The 410-nt window shown below is 52.9% G+C and carries 1 protein-coding gene; it reads left to right on the forward strand.

Annotated features, from left to right (window positions below; genetic code table 11):
* Nucleotides 1-161 precede the first annotated feature (161 nt).
* On the forward strand, nucleotides 162-410 hold a 249-nt coding region (locus EZM41_RS06625; protein WP_198470343.1), incomplete at its 3' end, for a hypothetical protein.

Below are 410 nucleotides of genomic sequence, written 5' to 3' on the forward strand. Positions count from 1 at the left end.
AAAGACGCAGTCGCCTCTACGACGGGCACACGTACAGACGAGCCACGGTTTACGTATAATAGTCGAGTAAGCCTCGTTTGCGCAGCGAGAAGCATGCACGATTTTCATCCTTTAGGCGGAGGGGGTAGCCTTGTTAAATAAAGAAGAGCGGCATTGCGTTTTTGATAAAGTCCTATACGGAAGACCAGGTGAACGACGAGATCAAGCGCAGGCGCTTTCAAAGGGAGCTCGAAAATGTGCATCTCCTTGAAAGGTTTGACATCGGCGGCGCTGGTCACTGCCCCGTGGCCGACCCGGAAGAAGTTTCTAAGGCTTTAAAGCTCCTTCTCGCGGCTGAAGCCCCCCTTATAATATGCGGTCAGGGCGTTCTTTACTCCCAGGCGTGGGATGAGGTTTCGAGGCTCGCTGAA

The sequence above is a fragment of the Acetomicrobium sp. S15 = DSM 107314 genome (assembly GCF_016125955.1).
Classification (GTDB): Bacteria; Synergistota; Synergistia; order Synergistales; family Thermosynergistaceae; genus Thermosynergistes; species Thermosynergistes pyruvativorans.